Source organism: Sedimenticola hydrogenitrophicus, from assembly GCF_025175675.1.
In the GTDB taxonomy this organism is placed as follows: Bacteria; Pseudomonadota; Gammaproteobacteria; order Chromatiales; family Chromatiaceae; genus Sedimenticola; species Sedimenticola hydrogenitrophicus.
Genome location: NZ_JANIOA010000001.1, coordinates 48,311 through 74,721, shown reverse-complemented (window position 1 = coordinate 74,721; position 26,411 = coordinate 48,311). Strand labels below are relative to the sequence as shown.

The 26,411-nt window shown below is 60.0% G+C and carries 24 protein-coding genes and 1 tRNA gene; 19 read left to right on the top strand and 6 right to left on the bottom strand.

Annotation, left to right across the window (positions count from 1 at the left end):
- Positions 1-3: 3 nt before the first annotated feature.
- Positions 4-1,209 (bottom strand): 2-oxoglutarate dehydrogenase complex dihydrolipoyllysine-residue succinyltransferase, encoded by a 1,206-nt coding sequence (gene odhB, locus NPX02_RS00350; RefSeq protein ID WP_260291118.1) that lies wholly within the window; start codon positions 1,207-1,209, stop codon positions 4-6.
- A complete protein-coding gene (locus tag NPX02_RS00345) occupies positions 1,210-4,071 on the bottom strand; it encodes a 2-oxoglutarate dehydrogenase E1 component (protein WP_260291117.1) in 2,862 nt (953 codons plus the stop codon).
- A 437-nt stretch (positions 4,072-4,508) separates the two neighbouring features.
- Between NPX02_RS00345 and NPX02_RS00340 the strand changes: the two genes are divergently transcribed.
- Entirely contained in the window at positions 4,509-4,838 is a 330-nt protein-coding gene (locus NPX02_RS00340; RefSeq protein WP_260291115.1) for a hypothetical protein, read from the top strand.
- Positions 4,839-4,877: 39 nt separating this feature from the next.
- On the opposite strand, the gene NPX02_RS00335 is transcribed toward NPX02_RS00340, so the two are convergent.
- A tRNA-Arg gene (locus NPX02_RS00335) sits at positions 4,878-4,954 on the bottom strand.
- Positions 4,955-5,129: 175 nt separating this feature from the next.
- Here NPX02_RS00335 and arsS point away from each other — a divergent pair.
- From arsS to NPX02_RS00320, 3 genes are read left to right on the top strand one after another with little or no spacing between them, the layout of a single operon-like run.
- Entirely contained in the window at positions 5,130-6,095 is a 966-nt protein-coding gene (arsS, locus tag NPX02_RS00330) for an arsenosugar biosynthesis radical SAM (seleno)protein ArsS (RefSeq protein ID WP_260291114.1), read from the top strand.
- A gap of 20 nt (positions 6,096-6,115) precedes the next feature.
- A complete protein-coding gene (locus tag NPX02_RS00325; protein WP_260291113.1) occupies positions 6,116-6,802 on the top strand; it encodes a TIGR04283 family arsenosugar biosynthesis glycosyltransferase in 687 nt (228 codons plus the stop codon).
- Positions 6,802-7,425 (top strand): TIGR04282 family arsenosugar biosynthesis glycosyltransferase, encoded by a 624-nt coding sequence (locus NPX02_RS00320; protein ID WP_260291112.1) that lies wholly within the window; start codon positions 6,802-6,804, stop codon positions 7,423-7,425. The genes NPX02_RS00325 and NPX02_RS00320 overlap by 1 nt, the downstream gene beginning before the upstream one ends.
- 751 nt (positions 7,426-8,176) lie before the next feature.
- Here the strand turns inward: NPX02_RS00320 and NPX02_RS00315 are convergent.
- From NPX02_RS00315 to flgA, 3 genes are all read right to left on the bottom strand, one after another.
- On the bottom strand, positions 8,177-8,659 hold the full coding sequence (locus NPX02_RS00315; RefSeq protein ID WP_260291110.1) for a flagella synthesis protein FlgN: 483 nt from the start codon (positions 8,657-8,659) through the stop codon (positions 8,177-8,179).
- A gap of 3 nt (positions 8,660-8,662) precedes the next feature.
- Positions 8,663-9,034 carry a flagellar biosynthesis anti-sigma factor FlgM gene (flgM, locus tag NPX02_RS00310; RefSeq protein WP_260291109.1) on the bottom strand — a complete coding sequence of 124 codons (372 nt, stop codon included), beginning with the start codon at positions 9,032-9,034 and terminating at the stop codon, positions 8,663-8,665.
- A 106-nt stretch (positions 9,035-9,140) separates the two neighbouring features.
- Positions 9,141-9,866, bottom strand: a complete 726-nt coding sequence (flgA, locus tag NPX02_RS00305) for a flagellar basal body P-ring formation chaperone FlgA (protein ID WP_260291108.1) — start codon at positions 9,864-9,866, stop codon at positions 9,141-9,143.
- A gap of 501 nt (positions 9,867-10,367) precedes the next feature.
- On the opposite strand from flgA, the gene NPX02_RS00300 reads away from it, so the two are divergent.
- The 15 genes from NPX02_RS00300 to NPX02_RS00220 all read left to right on the top strand — a co-directional run bounded on the left by NPX02_RS00300 (position 10,368) and on the right by NPX02_RS00220 (position 26,220).
- Positions 10,368-11,312, top strand: coding sequence for a chemotaxis protein CheV (locus NPX02_RS00300; RefSeq protein ID WP_260291107.1), 945 nt, complete (start codon positions 10,368-10,370; stop codon positions 11,310-11,312).
- 64 nt (positions 11,313-11,376) lie between these two features.
- A complete protein-coding gene (locus NPX02_RS00295; protein ID WP_260291106.1) occupies positions 11,377-12,195 on the top strand; it encodes a CheR family methyltransferase in 819 nt (272 codons plus the stop codon).
- A gap of 374 nt (positions 12,196-12,569) precedes the next feature.
- Positions 12,570-12,959: a flagellar basal body rod protein FlgB gene (flgB, locus tag NPX02_RS00290; protein ID WP_260291105.1), complete on the top strand. Its 390-nt coding sequence runs from the start codon at positions 12,570-12,572 to the stop codon at positions 12,957-12,959.
- A gap of 2 nt (positions 12,960-12,961) precedes the next feature.
- Positions 12,962-13,375, top strand: a complete 414-nt coding sequence (flgC, locus tag NPX02_RS00285) for a flagellar basal body rod protein FlgC (RefSeq protein ID WP_260291103.1) — start codon at positions 12,962-12,964, stop codon at positions 13,373-13,375.
- 76 nt (positions 13,376-13,451) lie between these two features.
- Positions 13,452-14,132 (top strand): flagellar hook assembly protein FlgD, encoded by a 681-nt coding sequence (locus NPX02_RS00280; protein ID WP_260291102.1) that lies wholly within the window; start codon positions 13,452-13,454, stop codon positions 14,130-14,132.
- A 22-nt stretch (positions 14,133-14,154) separates the two neighbouring features.
- On the top strand, positions 14,155-15,441 hold the full coding sequence (flgE, locus tag NPX02_RS00275) for a flagellar hook protein FlgE (RefSeq protein WP_260291101.1): 1,287 nt from the start codon (positions 14,155-14,157) through the stop codon (positions 15,439-15,441).
- Positions 15,442-15,526: 85 nt separating this feature from the next.
- Positions 15,527-16,267 (top strand): flagellar basal-body rod protein FlgF, encoded by a 741-nt coding sequence (gene flgF / locus NPX02_RS00270; RefSeq protein WP_260291100.1) that lies wholly within the window; start codon positions 15,527-15,529, stop codon positions 16,265-16,267.
- A 72-nt stretch (positions 16,268-16,339) separates the two neighbouring features.
- The gene (gene flgG, locus NPX02_RS00265) at positions 16,340-17,125 is read left to right on the top strand and encodes a flagellar basal-body rod protein FlgG (protein WP_260291099.1); all 786 of its coding nucleotides are present in this window, start codon (positions 16,340-16,342) and stop codon (positions 17,123-17,125) included.
- A gap of 15 nt (positions 17,126-17,140) precedes the next feature.
- The gene (gene flgH, locus NPX02_RS00260) at positions 17,141-17,851 is read left to right on the top strand and encodes a flagellar basal body L-ring protein FlgH (protein ID WP_260291098.1); all 711 of its coding nucleotides are present in this window, start codon (positions 17,141-17,143) and stop codon (positions 17,849-17,851) included.
- A 36-nt stretch (positions 17,852-17,887) separates the two neighbouring features.
- Complete coding sequence (locus tag NPX02_RS00255; protein WP_260291424.1) at positions 17,888-19,018, top strand: flagellar basal body P-ring protein FlgI; 1,131 nt, start codon at positions 17,888-17,890, stop codon at positions 19,016-19,018.
- Positions 19,018-20,079 carry a flagellar assembly peptidoglycan hydrolase FlgJ gene (gene flgJ / locus NPX02_RS00250; protein WP_260291097.1) on the top strand — a complete coding sequence of 354 codons (1,062 nt, stop codon included), beginning with the start codon at positions 19,018-19,020 and terminating at the stop codon, positions 20,077-20,079. Before NPX02_RS00255 ends, flgJ begins: the two co-directional genes overlap by 1 nt.
- Before the next feature lie 36 nt (positions 20,080-20,115).
- On the top strand, positions 20,116-22,101 hold the full coding sequence (gene flgK / locus NPX02_RS00245; protein WP_260291096.1) for a flagellar hook-associated protein FlgK: 1,986 nt from the start codon (positions 20,116-20,118) through the stop codon (positions 22,099-22,101).
- Between the two features lie 2 nt (positions 22,102-22,103).
- Complete coding sequence (gene flgL, locus NPX02_RS00240) at positions 22,104-23,327, top strand: flagellar hook-associated protein FlgL (protein ID WP_260291095.1); 1,224 nt, start codon at positions 22,104-22,106, stop codon at positions 23,325-23,327.
- Between the two features lie 561 nt (positions 23,328-23,888).
- Positions 23,889-25,724, top strand: coding sequence for a flagellin N-terminal helical domain-containing protein (locus tag NPX02_RS21305; RefSeq protein WP_305792681.1), 1,836 nt, complete (start codon positions 23,889-23,891; stop codon positions 25,722-25,724).
- A gap of 64 nt (positions 25,725-25,788) precedes the next feature.
- Positions 25,789-26,220 carry a flagellar protein FlaG gene (locus NPX02_RS00220; RefSeq protein WP_260291094.1) on the top strand — a complete coding sequence of 144 codons (432 nt, stop codon included), beginning with the start codon at positions 25,789-25,791 and terminating at the stop codon, positions 26,218-26,220.
- The last annotated feature ends 191 nt before the right edge of the window (positions 26,221-26,411 follow it).

Below are 26,411 nucleotides of genomic sequence, written 5' to 3'. Positions count from 1 at the left end.
CTCCTAGACTTGCAGCAGCAGGCGGGTGGGGTCTTCCAGCATGTTCTTGATGGTCACCAGGAACTGCACCGCTTCGCGGCCATCGATAATACGATGGTCATAGGAGAGGGCCAGGTACATCATCGGGCGGATCTTGATCTCGCCATTGATCACCATCGGGCGCTGCTGAATGGTGTGCATGCCCAGGATGGCGCTCTGCGGCGGGTTCAGGATCGGCGTCGAGAGCATGGAACCGAATACGCCGCCGTTGGAGATGGTGAAAGTGCCGCCGGTCAGTTCCTCATAGGTGAGTGAGCCATCGTTGGCCTTCTTGCCGAAATCCCGCACCGCCTTCTCGGTGTCGGCGAAGCCGAGTTGATCGGCATCGCGCAGGATGGGCACCACCAGGCCGCGGGGTGAGCCGACGGCGATACCGATATCGTAATAACCGTGGTAGATGATGTCCTTGCCGTCCACGGAGGCGTTGACCGCCGGGAACTGTTTCAGCGCCTCGACGGAGGCCTTGATGAAGAAGGACATGAAGCCGAGCTTCACTTCATGCTCTTTCTCGAACTTGTCCTTGTAGTTTTTACGCAGATCGTTGATCGCCTGCAGATCCACTTCGTTGAAGGTAGTCAGGATGGCGGCATTCTGTTGTGCCTCCAGCAGACGTTCCGCGATGCGCGCCCGCAGGCGGGTCATCGGTACGCGCTGTTCTGGGCGGTCGCCCTCGATGCCGGTCTGGGTGATCTCGCTCTCCCGGGTGCTCTGCTGTGCCGCCGACTTGCTGGCGGCTGCCTCCAGGCTTTCAATATAGGCGGTGACATCGGTCTTGAGGATGCGGCCGTCTTTACCGGTGCCGACGACATCCTTGGGGTCGATACCCTTCTCTTTAACCAGCCGGCGTACCGCCGGGGTCAGTACCGGTTCTTCATCGGTAGCCGCTTCGAGCGTGGCGGGTGCCGCTGTCGCTGCCTGGGCCTGCGCTGCACCGCCTTCCTGAATAATCGTCAGCAGATCGCCTGCCTGCACGGTGTCGCCCTCCGCCGCACTGATGGAGCCGAGTATTCCGTCGATCGGGGAGGGTACTTCCAGCACAACCTTGTCGGTCTCCAGGTCCACGAGGTTCTCGTCACGTGACACGGCATCGCCCGGCTTTTTGTGCCAGGCAAGAATGGTGGCATCGGCGACAGATTCCGGCAGCGCCGGTACAGATACATTAGTACTCATTTATGCAGGCATCCTTCGGTTCATTGAGGGATTGATGTTGCCGGTAAGGGCTTCATCGATCAGGGTCTCTTGTTGTTGGACGTGAATCGGGTAGTACCCGACAGCAGGCGCGGCAGCGGCTGGCCGCCCTACGTAATAAAGGTGTTTACCCTTGTCGAGCAGGGTATGGAATCGGTGCTTGATCTGATCCCAGGCACCCTGGTTCTGTGGCTCTTCCTGACACCAGATGATCCGGTCGACCTGGGGGTACTGGTCGATTATGACGTCGAATATCTCGCGCGGAAACGGATACAGCTGCTCGAGACGGATGATGGCGACGTTGCGCACTCCCCGCGCGCGACGCGCCTCCAGCAGTTCGTAATAGACCTTGCCGGAGCAGACCACGATATGCTCCACCTCATTCGGGTCGAGATCGTCGATTTCGCCGATGACAGGCTGGAACTCGCCCTTGGTAAACTCATCCAGTGCCGAGGTGGCCAGACGGTGACGCAGCAGGCTTTTCGGTGACATCACAATCAGGGGTTTTCGCATCGGCCGCAGCATCTGCCGGCGCAGCATGTGGAATACCTGGGCGGGTGTGGTCGGTACACAGACCTGCATGTTATGTTCCGCACAGAGTTGCAGGTAACGCTCCAGTCTGGCGGAGGAGTGTTCCGCGCCCTGGCCCTCATAGCCGTGGGGCAGCAACATCACCAGGCCGCAATAGAGCCCCCACTTGGCACCGCCGGAGCTGATGAACTGATCGATCACCACCTGGGCGCCGTTGGCGAAGTCACCAAACTGCGCCTCCCAGATGGTCAGGGCCTTGGGTTCGGTGGTGGCGTAGCCATACTCAAAGCCGAGCACCGCCTCTTCCGAGAGCAGTGAATCGATTACCAGGAAATTGGCCTGCTCTTCGGAGATGTGCTGCAGTGGCGTGTGGCCCTCGCCGGTCAGCTGATTGTGCAGTACCGCGTGGCGGTGGGAGAAAGTGCCGCGGCCGCAATCCTGACCGGAGAGCCGCACCGGTATGGCTTCATCAACCAGCGAGGCGTAGGCCAGGCACTCACCGAAACCCCAGTCCACCAGCTGATCACCCGTGGCCATCTTGCGGCGTCCTTCGATCAGCTTGTTGACGCGGGGGTGGAGTTCGAAGCTCTCCGGTACCGCCAGCAGCCGGCTGGCGAGCCGTGCCAGTTTTTCCTGGCTGATGGTGGTGTCGGCCGGGTGTTCCCAGTCGATATGCTGGTAGGGCGCCCAGTTGACATGATACGGGTAGTTCAGGTCGGTCAGGGTCGGGCGGGCGACCCTGGAGTTCTGTTCCAGCGAGGAGCGGTAATCCTCCACCATGTCCCGGCTCTGCTCGGGGGTGACGATGCCTTCCGAGATCAGCTGATCGGAATAGTTTGACCGGGTGGTCGGCAGCCGCCGGATCTTCTGGTACATCATCGGCTGGGTCACCGCCGGCTCATCGGCCTCGTTGTGCCCATGGCGGCGGTAGCAGATCAAATCGATGATTACATCCTTGTGGAAGCGCTGACGATAATCCATGGCCAGGCGGGTGACAAAAATCACCGCCTCGGGATCGTCTCCGTTCACATGGAAGATCGGCGCCTGCACCATCTTGGCCACATCGGTACAGTAGAGGGTGGAACGGGTATCCAGCGGGTTGCTGGTGGTGAAACCGACCTGGTTGTTGATTACGATATGGATCGAACCACCCGTGCTGTAGCCGCGGGCCTGGGACATCTGGAAGGTCTCCATCACCACGCCCTGACCGGCGAAGGCCGAGTCACCATGGATCAGGATGGGCAGCACCTTGGCGCCTTCCCGGTCTTCGCGGCGCTGTTGTCTGGCGCGCACGGAACCCTCGATTACCGGGCTGATGATCTCCAGATGCGAGGGGTTGAAGCCGAGTACCACGTGGGTGAAGCCGCTGGGGGTCTCGATGTCGGTGGAGAAACCCATGTGGTATTTTACGTCGCCGGAGCTCTTGTAGCGCTCCGGTGTCTTCTTGCCTTCAAACTCTTCAAACAGTTCGGCGGGTGCCTTACCCAGGATATTGGTGAGCACACTGAGGCGTCCGCGATGCGCCATGCCGATGGCCACTTCGCGGATGCCGTCCTGACCGCCGCGCTGGATCAGTTCATCCAGGAGCGGGATCAGGGACTCGCCACCCTCGAGGGAAAAACGCTTTTGACCGACATAGCGGGTGTGCAGGTATTTTTCCAGGCCCTCGGCCGCGGTGAGCAGGGTCAGCAGCCACTTTTTGTCGTCCGAATTCAGGTCCGCCCTGGCCTTGGACCCTTCAACCCGTTTCTGGATCCAGCGCTTCTGCCGGGTGTCGGTGATGTGCATGTACTCGGTGCCGATATTGCCGCCATACACCTCTTTTATGAAACTGATGATCTCGCGCAACGGCATGCGGTCGGGCGCAAACAGTGAGCCGGTATTGAATACCGTGTCCATGTCCGCTTCACCGAGACGGTGGAAAGCGGGGTCCAGGTCGGGTACATCTTCGGCGTCACGCAGGCGCAGCGGGTCCAGCGTCGCATATTGATGTCCACGGACACGCCAGGCGTTGACCAGACGCAGTGCGGCCGCCTGTTTTTCAGCGGCCCCCGGCGACATGCGCTCGGCGGCCTGTCGTGAGGCCGGGCGCTTCTCCCGTGCCAGACGGGCAAAATTCGATCGCACCGGGCCGTGTGCAATATCCGGTGCTTCGTTCGCCGAGTCCTTGATAATGCTGTCGAAACGCACTCTCCAGGCAGGGTCGACACTGTTCGGGTCCTGCAGATAGCGTTCGTAGAGATCCTCTATAAAGGCGGCATTACCGCCGGAGAGGGCAGATGTGGTGCGTAACAACTCCAAAAGTGCGCTCATTTGGATGATCGGCCTATTATTTGTGGTTGGGAGAGCGAGTAGGTGGATAGTAGCATAAGAGGCACTTTTTTAAAGTGTTTTTATATAATTAGTATAATCGTCCAAAAAAACCTGGAAGTTTGTGCGTCTGCACATTGTGGTAAAACTGCCCGCATTGAACTAAATCACACTTATTCATGGAGTTAGGGTTTTATTCGGGCGGGGCGCTATACTCTCGGAGTGTGTGGCGAAAATCCTTGAATCTTCCCCGGAAGCGGCACCTTTTTACCTGATTAGAAAGAAAGGTCAGCCAAGTTTCGTCATTCCGGCGCAGGCCGGAATCCAGCCGCAACTCGAGGTACCAGCAAACCCTGGATTCCCGCCTTCGCGGGAATGACGAGTGCTGATGCTCCGGTCCGGTACGCGTAGCTGACGTTCATTGCTAATCAGGCCTTTTTATGCAGGAATCGGAAAAAAAACAGAAGAAAAAGTGGGTGCGGCTCACCGTCAGTTCGCTGGAAGCGGATGTGGCCTATTTTGATGCCCGGTTGGCACTGTTGAACGAGAAAAAGACCAGTTACTACCAGTTGGCCCAGCTTAGGGCCTATACCGAACTTGAGCGTGTCCTGTCGGAGGTTCTGGCACGCCTGCGGGCGCGGCCAAAACCATCCCCCGCCAGCGTGCCGGCGTCCGCCATCGAAGTGAGTATGGAAGCGGATTCACTCCCCCTGAATGGCGTGTTGGTGGACAACACAATCCCCTGTTTACTCAATGATGAAATAGATTGACCCCTGTTCGGGTCCTTATTCCGGAGCGTGGAACGAAAATGGCGCCCCCGACACGATTCGAACGTGTGGCCTCACCCTTAGGAGGGGTGCGCTCTATCCAGCTGAGCTACGGGGGCGGTGCGGAAGTCCTCCTGCCGTGAATGCGGTGGACGACGAGCGAAACGCATTTTAGCATTGTCCACGGGTTGCTTGGCAACTTTGGCGGGTTCCCGCTGCCGAAACGGTATTTGTTGAAGTGCCGATTATCGTAAACTACGAATATTAACTATTGCTGGCCGAGGCACGCTTTCTATGTTGGATACCGCACATCTGCTGACACCCACCACCTTTCCGGCCATCAACCGGGGGCGTCTGGAGACCCTTCAGATCAATCTGGGTTATCAGTGCAATCAGACCTGCAAGCACTGTCATGTCAATGCGGGACCGAGCCGAACGGAGATGATGGAGAGGGAGACTATCGACGAGGTGTTGCGGTTTATCGACCGGCAGCGGATACGCAGTATCGACTTGACCGGCGGTGCCCCGGAACTGAACCGGCATTTCCGCTATCTGGTGGCAGCGGCGAGAGAACGGGGTGTCAAAGTCATCGATCGCTGCAATCTCTCCATTCTGCAGGAGCCGGGGCAGACAGACCTGGGCCGGTTCCTGGCTGAGCAGCGGGTTGAGGTAGTGGCCTCGCTACCCTGTTATCTGCAGAAGAACGTGGACCAGCAGCGCGGCGCCGGCACCTATGATGCCAGTATCCGTGGACTCAAACAGCTGAACGCCCTGGGATACGCCCAGGCGGGGAGCGGGCTGGTGCTCAATCTCGTCTACAATCCCCTGGGTCCCGCTCTTCCGCCCTCGCAGGACGGACTCGAAGCGGATTACAAGCAGCGCCTCCTGGGGGATCACGGCATCCGGTTCAATCGGCTCTTCACCATTACCAATATGCCGATCAGTCGCTTTGGCAGCATGCTGCTGTCGAAGGGGGAGTTTCACGACTATCTGGCCCTGCTGAAGAGCGCCTACAGCAGTGATAACCTGGATACGGTGATGTGCCGTAATCTGCTGAGCGTCGATTGGCAGGGCTATCTCTATGATTGCGATTTCAATCAGATGCTGCGGATGCCCATATCCCGCGAGGGGAGGGACAAGATCCATCTCCGTGAGGTGACCGAGCAACAGCTGGAGGGCTGGGCGATCCGTATTGCCGAACACTGCTACGGCTGTACCGCCGGACGGGGGAGCAGCTGCGGTGGGGCGCTGAGCCAATGACGCTGAATGAGTGACGTTGAATGAGTGCCTTTGGGAAGCTTTCCGTGGTCATTCCCTGCCTGAACGAGGCGGAGTCCATTGTTCAGCTGCTGGAGACGTTGCAGGCTGCCCGGGCCGACGGTGTCGAACTGGTGCTGGTGGACGGGGGCAGCATTGATGACAGCGCGGCGTTATCGGCCCCGCTGGTAGATAAACTGATTGGCTCGGCTGCGGGACGTGCCAAACAGATGAATGCGGGTGCCCGGGCCGCCAGCGGTGAGATCCTCTGGTTTCTCCATGCCGACAGCGTCATCCGTGCCGATTTTCCCGACTTGATCCAGGCCGCACTCGCCGCATCGGGCCGACCCTGGGGGCGATTCGATGTCGTCCTTTCAGGACGGGGCCCGGCACTTCGAATCATTGAGTTTCTGATGAACTGGCGTTCCCGGCTGACCGGCATCGTCACCGGTGACCAGGGTATCTTCATGCGTCGGGCACTGTTCGAACGGTTGGGGGGATTTCCGGATATCCCGCTGATGGAGGATATCGCGCTCAGCCGGCGGTTGAAGGCGCATACCCGTCCGGTGGTGGTGGCGCAGCGTCTGCAGACCTCCAGTCGGCGCTGGGAGCAGGCCGGGATCATCCCCACCGTGCTGTTGATGTGGCGTCTGCGCTGGGCCTACTATTTCGGCGCAGATCCGGCCCGGCTGGCGCAACGCTACCGCTGATGCTATTTCCTGGCGGCCGTATCCTGCTCTTCGCCAAGGCGCCGCTGCCTGGGCGGGTAAAGACACGCCTGATTCCCGCGGTGGGTGAGCAGCGTGCCGCGCAGCTCTATCGGGAACTCCTGGAGCGGATGATAGGGGAGGCAGCCGCGGGCATAGCGCCGGTTGAGATCTGGTGCGCGCCGGACACACGACATAGCGTTTTTCGGGAAGCCGCGAGCAATCCCTCGATCAGCCTCCATACCCAGCCAGGGGGCGACCTGGGTGAACGGATGGCCTTCGCAACCCGGCAGGCGCTGACCCGGTCAGAGGCGGTATTGCTGATCGGTGGTGATTGTCCGGTGCTGAATGGGGCGCATCTGGAACAGGCGTTCGCTTGGCTCTACGCCGGCGCTGATGCGGTGCTCGGGCCGGCCGAGGATGGCGGCTATGTGCTCCTGGGCCTGAGGCGGGTGGCGCGGGAGCTGTTTGCCGGGATCCCCTGGAGCACCCCGGCGGTGTTGGACGTCACGCGCCGCCGTCTTGGCGAATTGAATTGGTCCTGGCGCGAGCTTGAGCCGCTTTGGGATCTGGACCGGGAAGCCGATCTTGACAGATATCTGCGCTTGAACGGGGGTTCCCAATAATCTCCAAGGCGGGTGTCGAACTCAAATCGATGGACGCACCGGCGCCTATCTCCGTCTCTGCTGTTTGATTTGCCCTCCATAGGGCGGGCCGTGCCCGCCGATGGCGCCCACGGGGCGTCCTATGGTGGAGGAAGTACCACGGATGGACACGGATACACACGGATTCGGGATAGGGAGCTGTCCAGCGGACGGTTGGCCGCGCCAGGGGGGCATGCATGTGTCCGGCTGGAGGGTGGATTCATCTGTGTCCATCCGTGTGCATCCGTGGTTCGGATAGTTTCGTAGGGTGGATAAGCCGGTAGGCGCATCCACCATTGCTAAACACCTCAATTCAACCGCTAAGGACGCAAAGACCACGAAGGAAAACACCGACGGGTATTCTCCCGATCCGTCACCTGCCGGGTTGGATCGGAAATGCAGGCAAGCCATTCTATCTCTTTGCGTACTTGGCGTTCTTCGCGGTTGAATCGAGTTCGTTGGGATGAGCCTGCGAACCCCAACGGGGTTTCATGCGAGGATGTTGGAATTCGTTCCTCGCCCTAACGGCCCTGATTTCGGGTGGATAAGCATCAACACATGCCATCCTCAGGTCCGTAAACGGTACATCCATGTACCACTCCTCACCATGAATCGGATGGCGGTGGATGCGCAAGCTTATCCACCCTACAAGTACTGTTTTTTTGTTTAAAAATCAGCAAGGTAGAATGCGGTGAGTGAAACGAACCGCATCGAGCGCGGTTGACGGGTGCCGTCAGGCCTTGGCCAGTGGATGGCCGGATGGGTCCGGGTGGTGCTGCCCTTTGGCGCCATAGGTGTTTCTGCTTTCGGTTCGTCCGCAGAGTATGTCCAGCGCCTGCTTGTTGTGACGCTGGCTGAGGGCCAGTATGCCGCCGTTGATCTCATTCTGTTCGCGCAGCTGGCCGGCGATCTCTCCCAGTTGACGCCATAGACCGGTGCAGGCGGCATCGGGGTTGGCCTGAAACAGCGCCTCGGTTCCCTCGGTGCCTGGGGCAGGGATGAGCGATGCGAGCAGCTGTTCCCGCTGCCTGCCGCTGAGCTGCATCTGTTCTACCGCCTGCTGTTTCTCCCTGCTGATCGCCAGAACCCGGTCGGGGTCGCGGGATTTGAGCGCGCTGTTCTCGCGCTGCAGAATATCCGCAAGCGAGCGGGCGCACTCCAGCTCGACTGAGAGGATCCGGCTGAGTCGGTTCTGCTGTTCGGCAGAGAGGTTCATTACTTACTCCTTTTGTTCCAGTTGCGAAAACTGGCGCTCCTGCGCCAGCAGATTCTCCGCGGCATCCTCCGGTTCGAATGCAAAGGTGCCGGTTGCCAGGGATCGTTGTACATCCGAGACGCGTTGTGCGTCGGCAATCGGCAGACTGGCAATCTGTGCCTCCAGTTCCCGCAGACGGGTGGCTGATACCGTCAGACTGACGGTATCACCGCCGGCACCCGCCGATTTACCCGCTGCAGCACCGCCTGCTGTCTGCGTTTGTTCAGTCCTCTTGCCCTGATTGCTCTCGCCGGTATTGATGGGTTGCCCGGACAGACCTTTGATTTTCATGATGTTGACCACCGTGTATAAAATTCCTATCAGGATATCGGCCAAGCGGTTACAGGCTTTAGTCGGATCCAGTCTGTTTGACGATAAATACCCGGGTCAGTTCACATTACCGGAAGCTCATCAACCCTGGCGAGTCGAGCCCGACAGGCACTCAGGTGGTCGCCTTTACCACCCCTGAGGCGATGACGGTCGCCTCGATGCGTCTGTTAGAGCTGTTGTTCTCCACTTTGATCCGTTCTCCGACGGCGCCATCCGATAGCGCCTTGCCATTCATCCGGACCTGCAAGGTGCCTATCTGGGCCAAGATCACCACCTGATTGCCTTTTTTTACCGCGTGCTGGATCACCATCTGGCCCGGGGTCAGGATGGCATCGGCATGGAGCCGGCGTTTCAGTTTTTTGCCAACCGCCTGCCGGGGATTTTCAAGATAACCCCGATGCAGTCTGGCGACGTCCCGTTGTTCCGTTTTGATGTCCGCCGATGTGAGGATGGTGCCTCTGGGCAGCTCGCGACCGGCGACCACGATCTCTTTCATGATCGAGAGGGTCACCGGGACATAGAGTGTCCAGCCATCGCTATCGTTACAGCGCACGCCGATGGTGATCCGGGATGAGTTTTTACGGCCATAGGGTGCGAAGGTGTCCAGCTCCTGAGCGCATGCCGACAGCCGTAGCCTGTTGTCGATGCGTCCCGCCGAGGCGCTGACCTCTTGATTCTCTTCGTCCAGATCGTTCAGGACATGCTGTTCCGCCGCCGTTCGAATACTCTCGTGGGATTGGCTCCGCTCGCCGCCGGCCGCCAGCGTCGCGAGCGGCCAGAGGAGAAGCAGGAGCGGCCAGATAGGCCGTCTCCCGGGGGTGGTTATCGATCTGCTCATCACTTCACCTGTTGAGTCATCTGGTTCCATTGGTTGCCGCCTGAGAAATATGCAAGACCCATGCCTGAAGCCGGCAAGATTTACCCCCCCTACGTCGGCGATAAGGCTGGCCGTGCCCACCGACGGCGCCCATGGGGCGCCCTATGGCTGAGGAAGTACCACGGATGGACACGGATATACACGGATTTTTGGATAGGGAAGCTGCCCAACAGGCGATTGGTCGTGCGAGGGGGGGCATGCATGTGCCCGGTTGGCGGGTGAACCCCATCTGTGTTCATCCGTGTGAATCTGTGGTTCGGATATGGGCGGTCGCATTATCTCGGCACCATACTTATAGGAGGGCCGTGCCCGCCGATGGCGTCCACCGCATCATTCGCTGGCCGCCGGATCGATGCGGTTCGCAAGCTCACCGGCTTCCTGCGAGCCTCCTGCGGAGGATTAAAGCAATAGGGCCATGGGTCGCTAACATCTGACAGAGTGCTTAGAACTTGAGAGGTGGACATGGCCGGTATCCTGGACGGTGTTGATCAGCGGACCAAACTAGCGGGTAGAAATCGACTCGAACTGTTGCTATTTCGGCTGGCCGGCAGGCAGCGCTTCGGCATCAATGTATTCAAGGTGCAGGAGGTGATTCAATGTCCGCCACTGACCCAGCTGCCCGGTTCCCATCCGGTGGTGCGGGGCATTGCCAATATGCGCGGAAAAACCATCACGGTCATGGATCTCTCCCAGGCTATCGGCGGGCCGCCGCTGGCCAATATCGAAGGGCGTTTCGTCATCATTACCGAGTATAACCGCCGCGTGCAGGGCTTTCTGGTCGGTTCGGTTGACCGGATTGTCAACATGAACTGGGGCGATATCCTGCCGCCGCCCAAGGGTGCGGCCAAGGGCAGCTACATGACGGCGGTCACCCGTGTCGATGATGAATTGGTGGAAATTATCGATGTGGAGAAGGTGCTTAGCGAGATTGTCAGGGTAGCGGAGGATGTCTCCGAGGGGATTATCGAAGAGGAAGAGATCGACGAGACGCAGCATGTACTGGTCGCCGACGACTCCTCGGTGGCGCGTAATCAGGTCAAGCGCGTACTGGACAGGCTCGGGGTGATGACCACGGTCTGCAATGACGGCAAACAGGCACTTGATCAGCTGAAGGCGTGGACCAATGAGGGGAGAAACGTCTCGAAATTCCTCTCGCTGGTGATCTCGGATGTGGAGATGCCGGTGATGGACGGCTACACTCTGACGACCGAAATACGCAAGGATCCGGCGCTCGCCAATCTGCATGTAATCCTCCATACTTCCCTGAGCGGCGTGTTCAACCAGAACATGATCGAAAAGGTCGGGGCTAACGCCTTCCTGGCCAAATTTGCGCCGGACGAGCTGGCCCGAGTGGTGCAGACCCGGCTCAAGCAGCACAAACTGGAAGTCAAGGCGCTGGCCTCCTGATACGGACAGATCGGCAAACCGAAAAGAATGGAAGACAATATAATAGAGCCCAGCGAGCCGGAATATGCTGTCACACGGTGATTACGAGGCGTTTCAGAGGTTTCTCGAGGACGCCTGCGGGGTAGTGTTGGGTGCGGGAAAGGAGTACCTGGTCTCAAGTCGCCTCGGCGGCTTGATGCGCGAGTACGGGATCGCCACGGTGGGCGAGCTGCTGAACCAGCTCGGCAGCGGCCGAAATCCACGGCTCAGGACCAGTATCATAGATGCGATGACCACCAACGAGACCTTCTGGTTTCGCGATATGTCCCACTTTCGCCTGCTCCAGGAGATGATCTGTCCGGAGATAAAGGCCCGCTCGAGTCGCTCTATCCGGCTCTGGTCCGCCGCCTGTTCCTATGGTCAGGAGCCCTACAACCTGAGCATGGTGGTGCAGGACTATCAGCGGGCCAATCCCGGTGCGCTGCCGGGCGGGGCCGAGGTGGTCGCCACCGATATCTCTGCAACTGTCCTGACCGAGGCCAAGAAGGGGATCTATTGCGGCATGTCCTCTTCCCGTGGCCTGAGTCTGGATCAGCAGAACCGCTATTTCAAAGTCAATGGCGACTGTCTGGAAGTCAGGCCGGAGATCCGTCAGCGGGTCAGTTTCCGCGAACTCAACCTGACCAAGGGTTACGAGATTCTGGGGCGATTCGACGTCATCTTCTGCCGCAATGTCCTGATCTACTTCTCCAGTGAACAGAAACGCGACATTATCAATCGCATGGCCCGGTCACTCAACCCGGGCGGCTACCTGTTCCTGGGTTCCACCGAGTCGCTCTCAGCCCACACCGACCGTTTCGAGATGGTCAGCAAGCTGGGTGGCATTGCCTACCGGTTGAAATAACTGGCGCGACGGGTTTATCACTGTCACAGGGCGCCCCGTGGGCGCCGTCTATTGGTTCGAATGTAGGATGCTGGTGAGCTTGCGAACCGCATCATTCCATCCTCGGCTCCGTTATCGGTACATCCCTGTACCACTCCTCCTGCACCACTCCTCGCGGAAAGGCTTGATGCGGTTCGTGTTACTCACCGCATCCTACCGCACTAATCTCTTAATCTATCCATTTCCGGTCAAGGCTTGCCGCTGTGGCGGCCTCACCTTGCCGCTTCCGTGTGGTTTTGCTGCCGGGCATGCTGTAAATCCATTAAAAACAAATAGATATAATTTTGGCACATTGTCTGCTACTGGCCTTACAGGTAAAACCAGGAAGCAGACCGATGAGTTTCGACAAGATACTTGGAATCCATGCCCAATCCCTGCAGCTGCATGCGCGGCGTGCCGAGGTGCTGGCCGGTAATATCGCCAATGCGGATACCCCGGGATACAAGGCCCGGGATTTTGATTTCCGCGAGATGTTGCGCCAGGAGATGCCGCAGGCGGTAACCCTGCGGACCACCCAAACGAACCACATAGCCCCGGACAACGGCGTCATCTCCCCCAGTGAGATGGCCTATCGCATACCCAGTCAGGCGAGTCTGGACGGCAACACCGTGGACAGTCAGCTCGAGCATACCGCCTACGCGGAAAACGCCATCCAGTATCAGACCAGTCTGCGCTTCCTCAGCGGCACTATCCAAACCCTTAAGAAAGCAATTACGGGACAATAATCATGTCAATGTTCAAGATATTCGACACCGCCGCCTCCGGCATGAGTGCCCAATCCCTGCGCTTGAATACCGTGGCCAGCAACATGGCCAATGTGGACAGCGTCAGCAGTAGTATCGAGGAGACCTACCGGGCCCGTCAGCCGGTATTCAGCGCGCTGCTGAACCAGTTGAATCCGGACGAGCCGGCCGTGGGCGTGCAGGTCAAGGGGGTCGTGGAGAGTCAGGCACCCCTCAATAGGGAGTATGCCCCAAACCATCCCAAGGCCAATGAAGAGGGCTTTATCTTCCGCCCCAATGTCAACGTCATGGAGGAGATGGCCAATATGATCTCCGCCTCCCGCTCGTATCAAAGCAATGTGGAAGTGGTCAATACCGCCAAGCAGTTGATGGTTGCCACATTGCGTTTAGGTGAATAAATCGCCAGGAGCGATTTTTGCGCAGCCCCGAAGGGGTAAGGCGCAGGGACGCGTCGAACAATAAAGGAGCAAGCAAATGAGTACAGTCAATGCCGCCGGCACCGAGCAGCTATACCAGGCGCTGGGCCTCTCGCGGGAGCTTGAGACAAAAAAGGATAACTCCCTTCAGCTGGAGGATTTTCTCGAACTGATGGTGACCGAGCTGACCCACCAGGATCCGTTCAAGCCGATGGAAAACAGCGAGCTGGCCAGCCAGATCTCCCAGTTTGCCACGGTCTCCGGCATCGATGAACTGAACAGCTCTTTCTCGGGATTTGCCGATAGCATGATCTCCGACCAGGCGCTGAAGGCGACCAATATCGTGGGGCGCAATGTGCTGGTGCCGGTCAACACCGGCAACCTGGAGGCGGGTGGTTCGATCAACGGCGTGGTGGGGATCAGCGAACCGGCCAGCGATGTCACGGTGCGGATCTCCGATGCCTCCGGTGCCCTGATCAGGGAGATTCAACTGGGAACCCAATCCAAGGGCGAGGTTAACTTCTCCTGGGACGGCCTGGATGAGAGCGGCGAAGCCGTTGCGCCCGGGCAGTACAAGGTAGAAGCGTCGGCCAAGGTGGATGGCGAGACGGTCACACCCTACACCTTGCTGGAAGCCAGGGTGAACAGTGTCAGCATCGGTGGCGTCGGCCAGGGGCTGACGGTCAACCTGGCCGGTTTGGGTCCCGTATCATTCGATTCCGTTGCAGAAATCCGCTGATTATTTTTCGAGGAGATAGAGTATGCCTTTTCGCATTGCATTGAGCGGACTTGATGCCGCTTCCACCGACCTGCAGGTCACCGGTCATAACATCGCCAACGCCGCCACCAACGGCTTCAAGCAGTCGCGCGCCGAGTTTGCCGACATCTATGCGACATCCATCCAGGACGTCAGCGCTACCGCGGCGGGCCGCGGTGTGCGGGTCAGCCGGGTGGCACAGCAGTTCAGCCAGGGCAACATTAACTTCACCTCCAGCAATCTGGACCTGGCGCTGAATGGTGAGGGTTTCTTTACCCTTGAGGATGCGGCAGGCAACGTCTCTTACAGCCGGGCCGGCGCCTATACCGTGGACCGGGATGGTTACGTGGTCAATCACGCCAATGACCGACTGCAGGTGTTCTCCCCGATCGGTAGCAGCACCACCAATTTCAACACCGGCTCCACCACGGATCTGCAGTTGCCCACCCTCTCAGGCGCGCCTTCCGCCACCACGTCGGCCAATGTGGCGGTGAATCTGGATGTGAGCGGTACGGCGACCGCGGCCGCGACGCTGTTTGATCCCACGATAGCCACCTCCTACGACAGCTCCACCTCCACCACGGTATACGATTCGCTGGGATCGCCCCACACCATGACCATGTTCTATCGGGAGTCCGATACGGTGGCCAATCAGTGGCATGTCTATACCACGGTCGATGGCAGTATCGTGACCCCGACCACCAACAGTACCGCCGCACCTTCCTCGGCGACCTATCCCAGCGCCACCCTGAATTTCAGCACCGGGGGTTCCTTGACCACCGGATCCGGCAGCGTCTCCGCTACCGGCACCGTGGCCTATAACGCCTTCCCGGTTACGGGTGCGGCGGCGCTGAATCTGACTTTCGATTACAACAACACCACCCAGTTCGGCTCGGCCTTCGCGGTCAATAACCTGACCCAGGACGGCTATGCGACGGGTCGCCTGAGCGGTGTCGATATCGATAACTCGGGTGTGGTGTTTGCCCGCTTCACCAATGGACAGTCAACCGGTCTGGGTAAGGTGGCCCTGGCCAAGTTCAACAATCCGCAGGGTCTGCGTCAGCTGGGCGACACCAGCTGGGCGGAGACATTTTCCTCGGGCAATGTGCAGATGGGTGAGGCGGGAACCTCCAGCTTCGGCCTGATCCAGTCGGGCGGGTTGGAGAACTCCAATGTGGACATCGCCGAGCAGCTGGTCAACCTGATCACGGCACAGCGTAATTTTCAGGCCAACGCCCAGGTGATCACCACCGCCGACACAGTGACCCAGACGATTATCAATATCCGTTAAGGCAGAGGGCGGGGGCGTGCCGGGCATTAACGGCTCTGACCCCTTAGTGACCCTTAATGCACGAGCAGAGACACAGGAGAAGACAATGGATCGCATGGTATTTGTTGCGATGAGTGGCGCCAAGGAGACCCTGCTGGCCCAGGCCAGTAACAGCAACAACCTGGCGAATGCCAGCACACCGGGTTTTCTGGCCGATCTGCAACAGTTTCGCAGCATGCCGGTGTTCGGCGACGGCTATCCCACCCGGGTCTATGGCATGAGCGAGAACCCCGGCGTGGATTTCAAGCATGGCGCCATCGTGCATACCGGCCGGGATCTCGATGTGGCCATCAAAGGCGACGGCTGGTTCGCGGTGCAGTCGCGCGACGGCAGCGAGGCGTATACGAGACGCGGCGATCTGAAGGTGGATGCCAACGGCCTGTTGAGCACCGGCAACGGTTTGCCGGTGATCGGCAATGGCGGGCCGATTGCCATACCGCCGGCGGAGAAGATCGAGATCGCCGCGGACGGCACCATCTCCATCCGCCCGCTGGGCCAGGGGGCCGGTGAGCTGGCGGAGATCGATCGGATCAAGATGGTGGCGCCGTCACTGGAAGGCATGCGCAAGGGACAGGATGGTCTGCTGCGCCAGCAGGATGGCCAGCCGTTGGAGCCCGATGCCGAGGTGCAGCTGGCGACCGGCGCACTGGAGAGCAGTAACGTCAACATCGTCGACTCCATGGTGGACATGATCGATTTTTCGCGCCGCTTCGAGATGCAGGTGAAGATGATGAAGACCGCGGAACAGACCGATGAGTCATCCGCCAGCATCATGCGCATGGGCTGATGTGATTGGCACGCAGATTGCGTTCACGTTTAGCAGGCAAACTAACAGCAACATTATAGAGGATGACAGCTTATGTATCCCGCACTCTGGATTGCAAAAACAGGATTGGATGCGCAGCAGACCCGCATGTCGGTTATTTCCAATAACCTGTCCAACGTCAGTACCACCGGCTTCAAGCGAGACCGCGCCTCGTTCGAGGACCTGATCTACCAGAACGTGCGCCAGGTCGGTGCCCAGTCCTCGCAGGATACCCAGCTGCCGTCGGGCCTGGCTATCGGCACCGGTGTCACCACCGTGGCCACGCAGAAGCTGCATACCCAGGGCAATATCATGCAGACCGGCAACTCGCTGGACGTGGCCATCCAGGGCCGCGGCTTCTTCCAGATACTGCATCCCGATGGCTCCATCGCCTACACCCGCGACGGTTCGTTCGGCATGAGCGCGGATGGCCAGATCGTGGACAACAATGGGTATGCCATGGAGCCGGCCATCACCGTACCCGCCAACACCCTGAGTATCACGGTGGGCTCGGACGGTGTGGTTTCGGCCCTGGTCTCCGGCAGCAGCACGCCGACCCAGATCGGCACCATCGAGCTGGCGGATTTTGTCAATCCCACCGGTCTGGCGGCGGCGGGACAGAACCTGTTCCGGGAGACCGCGGCCAGCGGTTCCCCCACCACCGCGTCTCCGGGGGTTGACGGGGTCGGCACCGTGGTGCAGGGCTCCCTGGAGAGTTCCAACGTGAACGTGGTGGAGGAGATGGTCAACATGATCGAGACCCAGCGCGCCTACGAGATGAACTCCAAGGCGATCTCCACCGCCGATGACATGCTGGCCTACGTGAGCAACCAGCTCTAACAACAGGTGGACGGGATGACGAAGCGGCTTTTCTCTCTCATGATGCTGGCCCTGGTCGCCGCCGGTCTGGCCGGCTGCAAAAGCGCCCCGGTGCGTGACCCGGCCTACGCGCCGATTCGTCCCGTGATGGCACCGCCCGCACCGGTGGGTAACGGTTCCATCTATCAGGCCGGGTACGAGCAGTCATGGTTTGAGGATATGCGCGCCCGCCGTGTCGGCGACATGCTCACCATCAAGCTGGCGGAGAAGACCGACGCGAAAAAGAGCGCTACGACCGAGGTCAGTAAATCCAACAGCAACAGCGTGACCAATCCGACCCTGCTCGGCTCCACGCCCCAGTTCAATGCCCCGGGATTGATACCGCTGCTCAGCAACCGGGACAACAATCTCAACTTCTCCCTGGAGTCGGAGCACGACTTCTCCGGCGAGGGCGACAGTGAACAGAACAATGAGCTGACCGGCGATATCACCGTCACCGTGATCGAGGTACTGCCCAACGGCTACCTGATGGTCCGGGGCGAGAAACGCATCGGCATCAACCAGGGCAACGAATATGTGAAGGTCTCGGGTATTGTGCGCCCGGCGGATATCGATGCCACCAATACCGTGCTCTCCACCCGCCTGGCCGATCCCACCATTGTCTATGTGGGTGATGGTGCGGTGGCCGACTCCAACGTGATGGGCTGGCTGGGGAGATTCTTCATCAGCGCCTTGTTCCCCTTTTAGGTGAATTGTATGAATCAGTCTATTGAGTTCAGGTCCATGAAGTTCGCCACGGTTTGCCGGTCCCTGTTTGCGGCCGGCATCGGCCTGCTGGCGCTGCTGCTCCTGTTTTCCGCCACCGCCCAGGCCGAGCGTATCAAGGATCTCGCCTCCATCGCCGGGGTGCGCACCAACCAGCTGCTCGGCTACGGCCTGGTGGTGGGCTTGAACGGGACCGGAGACAAGAGCAGCTCCTCGCCGTTCACCGAACAGAGCCTGAAGAGCATGCTGACCCAGCTCGGCATCGTGGTGCCCCCCGGCACCCGGATCAATCCGAAAAATGTGGCGGCGGTATCGATCAATGCCGATCTGCCGGCGTTCGCCAAGCCGGGGCAGAAGATCGACATCACCGTCTCCTCCATCGGCGATGCCAAGAGTCTGCGTGGCGGCACCCTGCTGATGTCGCCCCTGAAGGGTGCTGATGGCCGGGTCTATGCCATTGCCCAGGGCAACATGGTGGTGGGTGGCCTGAGCGCGTCGGGTGCCGACGGCTCCAGTATCACCATCAATATTCCCAGTGTCGGGCGGATTCCCAACGGGGCCACGGTGGAGCGCACCGTCACCTCGGGTTTCAATCAGGGGACCTTCCTCACCCTCAATCTGCATGAGGGGGACTTTACCACCGCCAACCGGGTGGTCGAATCGATCAACCAGGCGATAGGCCCCGGTGCCGCACGGGCGCTGGATGCGACGTCCGTCCGGGTCAACACCCCCATCGACCCCGGCCAGCGGGTCAGCTTTGTCTCGCTGATCGAGAATCTGCCGGTGGAACCCGGCGAGGTGGCGGCACGGGTGATTGTCAACTCCCGCACCGGTACGGTGGTGATCAGTAACCAGGTTCAGGTCTCGCCCGCCGCCGTCTCCCACGGCAGCCTGACGGTGACCATCAGCGAGAGCAATGAGGTCTCCCAGCCGGAAGCGCTCTCCGGCGGCACCACCACGGTGGTGCCGCGCTCGGACGTGAGTGTGGCCGAAGGCGGCAGCCGGATGTTCCTGTTCAACCCCGGCGTCACCCTCAACGAGGTGGTCCGGGCGGTGAATCAGGTGGGGGCGGCACCTTCCGATCTGGTGGCCATCCTGGAAGCGCTGAAACAGGCCGGCGCCCTCAAGGCCGAACTGGTGATCATCTGATGGAACTGGCCAGCGCGGCAATTTACACCAATATGGAGGGCCTGACGGCGCTCAAGGCCCGTGCATCCGCGGATGCCAAGGGCTCGCTGGATGAGGTGGCGCGCCAGTTCGAATCGCTGTTTGTGCAGCAGATGCTCAAGAGCATGCGCCAGGCGAGCCTGGGTGAAGGGCTGATGGACAGTGATCAGAGCCTGTTTTACCGCGACATGTATGATCAGCAACTCTCCCTCCATCTCGCCGAGAGCGGCGGCATGGGACTGGCCGAGGTGATCAAGCGACAACTGGGCGGTGCCGCCGGGGCGGACGGGGAAGAGGGCGCCGGCAGCGACATTGATAGCGATATCGGCCTGCCGGTCAAGTCGATCGAGGATTATCGGCGCCTGGCGATGGCGGTGAAGCTGTATAGCGCCGCGGAAGCAGGCAGCGGCGCAGCGGATAGGCCGGGCCGCCTCGAGGAGGAGGCCGCGGCCGCTGGCATTGCAGGGGCACCCCGTAGCGATGCAGCGGATAGGGCGGGCCTCACCGGCCTTGACGCCACGGAACAGCCCGATCCGCGCCACTGGAGTCCCGAGGAGTTTGTCGAAAACCTCTGGCCCTGGGCCAGCGAGGCGGCGGGGCTGATCGGGCTCAAGCCCCAGGCACTGCTGGCCCAGGCCGCGCTCGAGACCGGTTGGGGGAAAAAGCTGATCCGCACCGCCGAAGGGGCGCCGGCCAACAATCTGTTCGGTATCAAGGCGGACCGCGGCTGGGACGGCGACCGGGTGAGTGTCGGTAGCCTGGAGTACGAGGCGGGCACGGCGGTGAAGCGGCGGGCCTCTTTCCGTGCCTACGCGTCGTTGCGGGACAGCTTTCATGACTATGTGGATTTCCTGCAGTCGAACCCGCGCTATAGCGAAGCGCTGGGCGCCACTGAAAACAGTGCGACCTATTTCACGGAATTGCAGCGGGCCGGTTATGCGACCGACCCTGAATATGCGAATAAAATCAACGCGGTACTGAATGGGTCGGAAATGACCCGGGCGCTGGAAAGGCTCAAGCCAGAGGCATCACGGCCGCTATGAACGTAGAGCGGCGTCAGCCGCAACCAGGACAGACAGATGGCAGGCATACTCAACATAGGCACATCGGCACTGCTCTCGTTTCAGCGTTCGCTGTCAACGACCGGGCACAATATCGCCAATTCCGAGACCGAGGGGTATAGCCGGCAACGGGTCAACCTGGCGACGCAGATCCCGCAACTGACCGGCGTCGGCTACCTCGGTTCCGGTGTCAAGGTGATCGAGATCGAGCGCATGTACGACGATTTCCTCGCCACCCAGATGCGCACGGCCCAGACCTCCGCCTCCGAAATGGAGAACTATCACACCCACGCCAGCCGCATCGACAATATCCTGGCCGACCCCAATATCGGCCTGGATCCCGCCATTCAGGATTTCTTCAATGCCATGCAGGTGGTGGCGGATGACCCCTCATCCATCTCCACCCGGCAGGTGCTGCTGTCCGAGGCGGGGGCGATGGTCAATCGCTACCAGGATCTCAGTCGCCAGTTCAGCGATGCCAACAATAACGTGAACAAGGAGATGAGCGACCTGGCGAACGAGATCAGCGGACTGGCGCAATCGATCGCCCGGATCAACCAGGGGATCGTGGAGGCCGTCGGTGCCTCCGGCGGCGGTTCGCCCAATGATCTGCTGGATCAGCGGGAGGTGCTGCTCAATGATCTCTCCAAGCTGGTGGGCATCTCGGTGGTGCCGCAGGATAACGGGGCGTGGAATGTCTTTATCGGCAAGGGCCAGGCACTGGTGATGGGCGGCACCAGTGCCACGCTGACATCGGTCAACAGCAGCAGTGATCCCAGCCAACGCGACATCGCCTTTACCAATGTCTCGGGTACCCAGGTGATCACCTCCCAACTGAGTGGTGGCGAGATCAGTGGACTGATCAACTATCGGGACCAGATATTGCAGCCGGCCATGAATCAACTGGGTTTGGTGGCAATCGGTATGACCGACCAGATCAACAGCCAGCACCAGCAGGGTCTGGATCTGGATGGCAGCTTTGGCGGGCAGTTTTTTGCGTCCCACAGCGTGGGCATTCTGGATAACGCCAATAATACCGGCTCGGCCGTGGTGACGGCGGCCTTTGTCGATACCGGCAACCTGACGGCCAGTGACTATGAACTGAAGGCGACCACAGTGGCCGACCAGTTCACCCTGACCCGGCTCTCCGATGGCCAGGTCACCACCCTCAATACCGGCGGCACCTACCCGTATACGACCGCGGAAGTGGACGGCATCGCCGTGACCATATCGGCCGCCGCGGCGGCCGGTGACAGCTACCTGATTCAGCCGACCCGGGATGCCGCCAGAAACATGGAACTGCTGATCAGCGATCCGCGGAAAATAGCGGTAGCGGGCCCGATCCGGGCGGTCCATTCGACCAACTCGGCCGGTGGCCCCAACCAGGGTAGCGGGGCTATCTCCCAGCCCGATTTCAGCAGTACCGCCAATCTTCCCTTGGCCGGACCGGCCACCATCACCCTGGAGTGGGGCGCCACGGCACACCTGGGTGGACCCGGGTTCACCGTTACCGGCGGCCCGGGCGGGACCATCGCCTTTGATCCCGCGACCCAGAGCAACGGTGCCAGCTTCACCTTCGCGGCCTACGGCGGTATGAGCTTCACCCTGAGCGGCACCCCCGCGGCCGGTGACCGGTTTGTGATTGAAAACAACAGCGGTGCCGTGGGCGACAACCGCAATGCCCTCAAGCTGGCGGACCTGCAGTCGACCGATACCCTGCTGGGGCAGACCGGCGGTGGACAGGAGAGTGCCACCTTCCAGGAGACCTACGCCCAACTGGTGTCCGATGTGGGTACCAAGACCCACCAGGCCGAGGTGAATTTCAACGCCACCGATGGCCTACGTGAGCGGCACCGGAACTCACTGCTCTCGCTTAGCGGCGTCAACCTGGACGAGGAGGCGGCCAACCTGGTGAAGTTCCAGCAGGCCTACCAGGCGGCGGCCCAGGTGATCGCCGTGGCCAATACCCTGTTTGATACCCTGATCGGTGCGATCAGGAGGTAATTATGATACGCATATCGACCCAGATGATCACCGAACGCTCCCTCAGCGCCATGCTCAGGCAGCAGAGTGATCTGAGCAATACCCAGCTGCAACTCTCCACTGGCCGGCGGGTGCTGACGCCGGCAGACGATCCCGCCAGCGCGGTCCGGGTCCTCGGGCTCAACGGGGCGGTGGAGACCGTCTCCCAGTATCAGAATAATATCGACCGGCTCACCTCGCGTCTGGAGACGGAGGAGGGGTCGCTGAACGGGATAACCAACCTGCTGCAACGGGCCAGGGAGTTGACGGTCCAGGGCAACAACGACGTACTGTCACCCACCGACAAGGGCGCCATTGCGGTCGAGGTCAGGCAATTACGTGATCAACTGTTCTCCATGGCCAATGCCAAGGACAGCAATGGCGAGTACATCTTTTCCGGCTATCAGACCGGCACCCGGCCCTTCACCTATGGCGCGGGCGTCTACACCTACAATGGCGACAACGGCCAGCGGGAGCTGCAGATTGCCCCGGGCCGTACCGTGGCCGACGGCGACAACGGTTTTGGTCTCTTCATGAACGTGGCCACCGGGCCTGTCACCACGGTCAATGTGGTGGCCCCGACCGATCCGGCGCCCGCAGCCATCACCGCGGGTGATATCACCATTGACGGCGGCAATGGCAACGGCGCCATCAGTATCGGCGCCTTGCCCCTGGCCGCCGATCCGGCCGAACGTGCGACCCAGCTGCGGGATGCCATTAATGCGATCAGTGGTGAGACCGGCGTCACCGCCGAGAGCGGCCCTGCCAACACCCTGACCCTGACCTCGATCGGCGGAACCGGGATCGATGTGACCCTGGCCGGCACGGCCACCACGGCCAATACCGGCCTGACCACCGGCACCACCCCCCCGGTAACCTCCCGGCGCAGCGTGTTTGAGACACTCGATCAGCTGGTCAGTACGCTGGAGGCCGGCGACTCGGTCACCCGCTATATCACCGATGTGGATCTGGCCCTGGAGGCGGTGATCGAGGCAAAAACCTCGGTGGGCGGGCGTCTGAACGCCATCGAGGAGCAGAAGACGGTGAACGAGGATCTTAAACTGAACCTGGAGACCCAGCGTTCGGAGGAGCAGGACCTGGACTATGCCTCGGCAATCTCCCGCTTCGAGGCCCAGATGACCGCGCTCCAGGCGGCACAGCAGGCGTTTGTGAAGGTGAAGGGGCTTTCCCTGTTTAATTACCTGTAACAACCCCTTGCAGGAGGCCGGCCCCGGGCCGATTTCGCGGCGGGGCGCCACTCCTGCAGGTGGTGGATTGCAGTGTTTGTAGGGTGGATAAGCTTGCGCATCCACCGCCATCCGATTGAGCAATACGGGGTCGGAGTCAGGCGGAGCGATTATCGGGATGAGGCCGGCATGGGTGGATAGCCTGACTCCGACCCCTGGCGATTAAGGGGTATTTGTTGAGTTTCGCAGGCTCACCCCAGCCTACGCACTGGGCACTGTAGGAGGCCCGCCCCCGGGCCGAATCGCGGCGAGGGCGCCACTCCTACAGGTGGCAGGCCGTAGGTTGGTTCCAGAAGACGTGCGCATCTACATAACTGATTTTTAAACAAAAAACAGACGGGTATTTTTTGTAATGGCATTCACAAGATTTTTTGTTTTTTCCCTTAAAGAATCCCTCGGGATGGCCGTTACAGACATCGGAGGCGGTAAATATCAGATCAATAATCAGATATATCCGCCAATCATCAACCTGACCCCGAGGGCACCCGACGTGGTTGCTAAAGGGGAATAAGGAGCAAGACAATGGCACAGGTCATTAACTCTAACGTGCTGTCCCTGACCGCACAGCGTAACCTGAACAAATCACAATCCTCACTGAATACCGCGATTCAGCGTCTCTCCTCCGGCCTGCGCATCAACAGCGCCAAGGACGACGCGGCCGGCCTGGCCATTACCGACCGGATGACCTCGCAGATCCGCGGTCTGAACCAGGCGGTACGTAACGCCAACGACGGTATCTCCCTGGCCCAGACGGCCGAGGGCGCCCTGTCGGAATCGTCCAACAACCTGCAGCGTATCCGTGAGCTGGCGATCCAGTCGGCCAACTCCACCAACTCGGCCTCCGACCGCGCGGCCCTGAACTCCGAGGTGAATCAGCTGCTCTCCGAGATCCAGCGTACCGCCACTTCCACCCAGTTCAACGGCCAGAACATCATCGATGGCTCCTTCCAGGCGTCACAGTTCCAGGTCGGCGCTAACGCCAACCAAACCATTAATGTAAGTGTTGCGGGTGCAACCACCGATACTCTTGGTTCTTATGGTGGTGCAGGAACGGCTGTTTCAACTACCGCATTTAGCACGTCCAATTATATTTCCATCAACGGCACCCAGATAGGCGCTTCCACCGACCGTAGCGCTCAGTCTCCTGGCTTTACCGCGGGTAGCGCCGCCTCAAAGGCCGCGGCTATCAATGCTGCTTCTGCCACCACCGGCGTTACTGCTACCGCTTCTACAAGCGTTACGGGTGTTGCACCTATTGCGGGCTCAAGCATCGATGCAGGGGACCTTAGCATTAACGGCATCTCCCTCGGTGCGATTCCAGCTCAAGCGACTGGCGCAGATCAAGGCTCAAATGTAGCTACGGCCATTAATGCGCTGAGTTCACAGACTGGTGTTTCAGCTACTTTTGATGCCGCTACAGGCGCGCTGTCGCTGGCTTCCAGCGAAGGACGCGATATCTCTCTGGTTTCGGCAAGTGGCGCGGCTGCAACCCGTGTCTTGAATGCCACTGGGTTAACGGCAACTTCTGGCGGCACAGCGGCAACGACAGTCGCTGATACACTGACGTTTAGTGGGGCTGCGATTGATGGAGAGTCGTTTGTTATAAATGGCATTACTTTTGACATCGATGAAAACGGCACCACTGCTGTAAACTCTGCAACATCTGTGACTATAGGGGTGGCTACCGGTGACCTAGGCACAGTTGGCACGTTGGCATCCAACACTCTTGCCGCCTTCAATCTCGCTAAGGCCGACTCTCAAACAAGTAGTGCGTTATTGCCATTGACTGCTACGGCTCTTGCGGGCGTTGTGTCCATCGCTGATACGCGTGCGGGTGCAGCTGCCACCGTTGGTCGTGTAATTACCGAAGCCGGCGCTAACCTTGCTTACGCTACCACGAGTGCTGATAATACGGCTGCTGGTGCTCAATTGACCAATATCACAGGCGGCACCCTGACCCTGAACGCTTCTGAGAGCTTTACACTCACTGGGACGGGCTCCGGTCTGACTGATGCAGGCTTTTCTACGTTGACTATAGGTCTGTCAAAACTGAGCGCTGTAGATGTCTCAACCGTTGCTGGGGCCAACTCGGCGATCGCAGTCATCGACGGCGCCCTGGCCCAGATCTCCAGCAACCGGGCGGACCTGGGTGCGGTGCAGAACCGCTTCGAGTCCACCATGGCGAACCTGAGCACCGCCTCGGAGAACCTCAGTGCCGCGCGGTCACGTATCCTGGATGCCGACTTCGCCGCGGAGACGGCGAACCTGACCCGGGCGCAGATCCTGCAGCAGGCGGGTGTGGCGATGGTTTCCCAGGCGAATGCGCTGCCGCAGAGCGTGCTGTCACTTCTCCAGTAACATGGACACGGGGGGCGACAGGAGAAGTAGGCCTGGCGCTCCCCGCGTAGACTAGGAGATCGCCATGGTGAATGAAATCTCTCAAAGTGTGCTGAGTAGCGTCGCTACCCAGCCCAAAGGAGCTTCAACGAGTACCGGCGTGGTGCGGGAGAGTTCTGCCATCAAGACGATGGTCCCGGTTGGACAGCCTCGATCCGGCGATGAGGCGAAGGCGGCCGAAAAACCATCCTCGAAGGTGGACGGACAGGCAATCGACGCGGCAGTAGGAGAGCTGAACGATTTTGCCCAGTCCATACAGCGTCAGTTGGAGTTTTCCGTAGATGAAGAGAGCGGGAAGACTGTGATCAAGGTCATAGACAAGGAGTCGGGACAGACGATTCGGAGTATCCCCTCGGAAGAGGTTCTGGCCATGCAACAAAGACTCAAGGAGACGAGTGAGGCCATTTTCAGCGGCAGTAATGAAAGTGTCTCTTGGCTGTTCCAGGGCAAGGCATAACCAAAGGCTGGTGACAGGGATGTCCCGGCTGATTACGGCGCCCACGGGGTGTCCCAAAGTGTGGCGGGGTCGGAGTCAAGCCGCCCGACCGACCGAGGAAAAATTTGGACGGCGGGGTCGGAGTCAAGCCGCTCGACCGACCGAGGAAAAATTTGCAGGGTTGGAAGGCGGCTTGACTCCGACCCCTGTCG